Origin of the sequence: Nocardioides sp. (assembly GCF_024509035.1) — a bacterium.
In the GTDB taxonomy this organism is placed as follows: domain Bacteria; phylum Actinomycetota; class Actinomycetes; order Propionibacteriales; family Nocardioidaceae; genus Nocardioides.
Window position 1 is genome coordinate 1 of sequence record NZ_JANINT010000063.1, and the last position, 3028, is coordinate 3028.

The 3028-nt window shown below is 67.2% G+C and carries 7 protein-coding genes and 1 pseudogene; all 8 read right to left on the bottom strand.

From position 1 onward, the window contains the following. Positions 1 to 130: 130 nt before the first annotated feature. Complete coding sequence (locus tag Q0L15_RS05660; protein ID WP_011757321.1) at positions 131 to 316, bottom strand: type Z 30S ribosomal protein S14; 186 nt, start codon at positions 314 to 316, stop codon at positions 131 to 133. Position 317: 1 nt separating this feature from the next. Further along, a complete protein-coding gene (gene rplE / locus Q0L15_RS05665) occupies positions 318 to 911 on the bottom strand; it encodes a 50S ribosomal protein L5 (protein WP_296602855.1) in 594 nt (197 codons plus the stop codon). Then, the gene (gene rplX, locus Q0L15_RS05670) at positions 911 to 1273 is read right to left on the bottom strand and encodes a 50S ribosomal protein L24 (protein ID WP_296602856.1); all 363 of its coding nucleotides are present in this window, start codon (positions 1271 to 1273) and stop codon (positions 911 to 913) included. The genes rplE and rplX overlap by 1 nt, the downstream gene beginning before the upstream one ends. A 3-nt stretch (positions 1274 to 1276) precedes the next feature. After that, complete coding sequence (rplN, locus tag Q0L15_RS05675) at positions 1277 to 1645, bottom strand: 50S ribosomal protein L14 (protein ID WP_011757324.1); 369 nt, start codon at positions 1643 to 1645, stop codon at positions 1277 to 1279. Between the two features lie 67 nt (positions 1646 to 1712). Then, positions 1713 to 1991, bottom strand: a complete 279-nt coding sequence (rpsQ, locus tag Q0L15_RS05680; protein WP_296602858.1) for a 30S ribosomal protein S17 — start codon at positions 1989 to 1991, stop codon at positions 1713 to 1715. After that, positions 1988 to 2227, bottom strand: a complete 240-nt coding sequence (rpmC, locus tag Q0L15_RS05685) for a 50S ribosomal protein L29 (RefSeq protein WP_296602859.1) — start codon at positions 2225 to 2227, stop codon at positions 1988 to 1990. The genes rpsQ and rpmC overlap by 4 nt, the downstream gene beginning before the upstream one ends. Beyond that, positions 2227 to 2646 (bottom strand): 50S ribosomal protein L16, encoded by a 420-nt coding sequence (gene rplP / locus Q0L15_RS05690; RefSeq protein ID WP_296602860.1) that lies wholly within the window; start codon positions 2644 to 2646, stop codon positions 2227 to 2229. The genes rpmC and rplP overlap by 1 nt, the downstream gene beginning before the upstream one ends. Before the next feature lie 3 nt (positions 2647 to 2649). Next, positions 2650 to 3028 (bottom strand): annotated as a pseudogene (locus tag Q0L15_RS05695) (30S ribosomal protein S3); the annotation flags it as partial.

The following is a 3028-nucleotide window of genomic DNA, read 5'->3' on the forward strand; positions in this document are numbered from 1 at the left end:
GTTGGCGTTGCGCAGACGCGTGAGCATGTCTGCGATCGGGTCAGTCATCGTCATTGCGGTTGTTCTCTCTCTTCTGCGGTTTCGCGTCGCTCGCGGCGACGCGACCTTCAGCGGTTCTGGAGGGTGGTGGTCACCAGCTGGACTTGGTCACGCCGGGCAGCTCGCCGCGGTGGGCCATCTCGCGCAGGCAGATGCGGCACAGGCCGAACTTGCGGTAGACGGCCTTCGGACGGCCGCAGCGCTGGCAGCGCGTGTAGCCGCGCACCGCGAACTTGGGCTTGCGAGCGGCCTTGACCTTCAGTGCGGTCTTCGCCATGTCAGTTCTCCTTGAACGGGAAGCCGAGCTGCTTCAGCAGCGCGCGACCCTGCTCGTCGTTGGTGGCGGTGGTGACGACCGTGATGTCCATGCCCCGCGAGCGGTCGATCCGGTCCTGGTCGATCTCGTGGAACATGACCTGCTCGGTGAGACCGAAGGTGTAGTTGCCGCGACCGTCGAACTGGTTGGGGTTCAGACCCCGGAAGTCACGGATGCGCGGGAGCGCGAGCGACAGCAGGCGGTCGAGGAACTCCCACATCCGGTCGCCGCGCAGCGTGGTGTGCGCACCGATCGGCATGCCCTCACGCAGCTTGAACTGGGCGATGGACTTGCGGGCCTTGGTGACCAGCGGCTTCTGGCCGGTGATCGCGGTCAGGTCCTTGACGGCGCCCTCGATCAGCTTCGAGTCGCGAGCCGCCTCGCCGACGCCCATGTTGACCACGATCTTGGTCAGGCCGGGCACCTGCATGACGTTCTTGATGTCGAACTCGGAGCGCAGCGCGGGGAGGATCTCCTCGCGGTAGCGCGTCTGGAGCCGGGGGGCGACCTTCGCGGAGGCAGTCGTCTGGGACTGCTCGTTCTCAGTCTGGGTCATCAGATTTCCTTGCCGGTCTTGCGCGAGATGCGGACGCTGCGCTCCGCCTTGTACGTCGAGCCGTCCGGGCGGCGCTTGGTGACCTCGTCGCGGCGGAAGCCCACGCGGGTGACGCCGTCACCCTCGACGAGCATCACGTTGGAGACGTGGATCGGGGCCTCGGCGGTGATGATGCCGCCCGTGGTGCCCGCACGACCGCCCTGGTTGACGACCTTCGTGTGCCGCTTGACGCGGTTGACACCCTCGACGATCACCCGCTGCTCCTCGCGGAGCACCTGGATGACCTTGCCCTCGGCGCCCTTGTCCTTGCCGGCGATCACCTTGACGGTGTCGCCCTTCTTGATGTTCACACCCTTGGCCATGACTCAGAGCACCTCCGGTGCGAGCGAGATGATCTTCATGAACTTCTTCTCGCGCAGCTCGCGGCCCACGGGGCCGAAGATGCGCGTGCCACGGGGCTCACCGTCGTTCTTGAGGATGACGGCGGCGTTCTCGTCGAAGCGGATGTACGACCCGTCCGGACGGCGACGCTCCTTGACGGTGCGCACGACCACGGCCTTGACGACGTCACCCTTCTTCACGTTGCCACCGGGGATCGCGTCCTTCACGGTGGCGACGATGACGTCACCGATACCGGCGTAGCGCCGACCCGAGCCTCCGAGAACACGGATGCAGAGGATCTCCTTCGCACCAGTGTTGTCGGCGACCTTGAGTCGCGACTCCTGCTGAATCATTTCTTCTCCTGGTTGTCGTGCCGGTTCTCAGCGCCTCGCGGGCGGTGAGCCTGGCCGAACGGGTGGATTACTTGGCCTTCTCAAGGATCTGCACGACGCGCCAGCGCTTGGTGGCCGACAGCGGGCGGGTCTCCATGAGGAGGACACGGTCGCCGATGCCGCACTCGTTCTGCTCGTCGTGCGCCTTCAGCTTGCTGGTGCGGCGCATGACCTTGCCGTACAGCGCGTGCTTGACACGGTCCTCGACGGACACGACCACGGTCTTGTCCATCTTGTCGCTGACGACGAGGCCCTCGCGGACCTTGCGGGCGTTGCGCTCAGCGTTCGCCGGAGCCTGCTCGCTCATGCGTCACCATCCTTGCTGTCCTGGCCCGGCGTGGAGCGGATCCCGAGCTCGCGCTCGCGCACCACCGTGTAGATCCGGGCGATGTCCTTCTTGACCGTGCGGAGCCGGCCGTGGCTCTCCAGCTGGCCGGTGGCCGCCTGGAAGCGGAGGTTGAAGAGCTCCTCCTTGGCCTCGCGCAGCTTGGCCTCGAGGTCGACGGCGTTCAGCTCGTCGAGCTCGTGAGCGGTCGTAGCCATCAGAATTCACCTGCTTCGCGGGAGATGAACCGGCACTTCATCGGGAGCTTGTGCATCGCGCGGCGCATGGCCTCACGAGCAACGTCCTCATCGACACCGGAGAGTTCGAACATGACCCGGCCGGGCTTGACGTTGGCGACCCACCACTCGGGCGAGCCCTTGCCGGAGCCCATGCGGGTCTCGGCGGGCTTCTTGGTCAGCGGGCGGTCGGGGTAGATGTTGATCCACACCTTGCCGCCACGCTTGATGTGACGGGTCATCGCGATACGAGCGGACTCGATCTGACGGTTGGTCACGTAGGCCGGCTCGGTCGCCTGGATGCCGAAGTCACCGAAGGCGAGGCGGGTGCCGCCCTTGGCTGCACCGGTCCGCTTGGGGTGGTGCTGCTTGCGGTGCTTGACACGACGGGGCATCAGCATGGGTCAGCCCTCCTGGGGGGTCTCGGCCGAGGCGGTCGCCTGGGCGGTGTCGCCACCAGCCGGCGCCTCGGTGACGGCAGGAGCGTCGCCGCGGTCCGAGCGGGACGGACGGTCACCGCGCGAGCCACGGCTGGGGCGCTCGCCGCCACGCTCGTTGCCACGGGTCGGACGACCGCCGCGACCGGGGACACCGGCGCGAGCAGCGGCCTGGGCCTGGCGCTCGGCACGGGTGCCGGCGACCTCGCCCTTGTAGATCCAGACCTTCACGCCGATGCGACCGAAGGTCGTGCGGGCCTCGTAGAAGCCGTAGTCGATGTCGGCACGCAGGGTGTGCAGCGGGACGCGGCCCTCGCGGTAGAACTCGGTGCGCGACATCTCGGCG

What these genes read in the sequence shown, in the direction of transcription:
- Q0L15_RS05660 (WP_011757321.1), bottom strand. Translation starts at nt 316, where the DNA reads ATGGCGAAGACCGCACTGAAGGTCAAGGCCGCTCGCAAGCCCAAGTTC.
- rplE (WP_296602855.1), bottom strand. Translation starts at nt 911, where the DNA reads ATGACCCAGACTGAGAACGAGCAGTCCCAGACGACTGCCTCCGCGAAG.
- rplX (WP_296602856.1), bottom strand. Translation starts at nt 1,273, where the DNA reads ATGGCCAAGGGTGTGAACATCAAGAAGGGCGACACCGTCAAGGTGATC.
- rplN (WP_011757324.1), bottom strand. Translation starts at nt 1,645, where the DNA reads ATGATTCAGCAGGAGTCGCGACTCAAGGTCGCCGACAACACTGGTGCG.
- rpsQ (WP_296602858.1), bottom strand. Translation starts at nt 1,991, where the DNA reads ATGAGCGAGCAGGCTCCGGCGAACGCTGAGCGCAACGCCCGCAAGGTC.
- rpmC (WP_296602859.1), bottom strand. Translation starts at nt 2,227, where the DNA reads ATGGCTACGACCGCTCACGAGCTCGACGAGCTGAACGCCGTCGACCTC.
- rplP (WP_296602860.1), bottom strand. Translation starts at nt 2,646, where the DNA reads ATGCTGATGCCCCGTCGTGTCAAGCACCGCAAGCAGCACCACCCCAAG.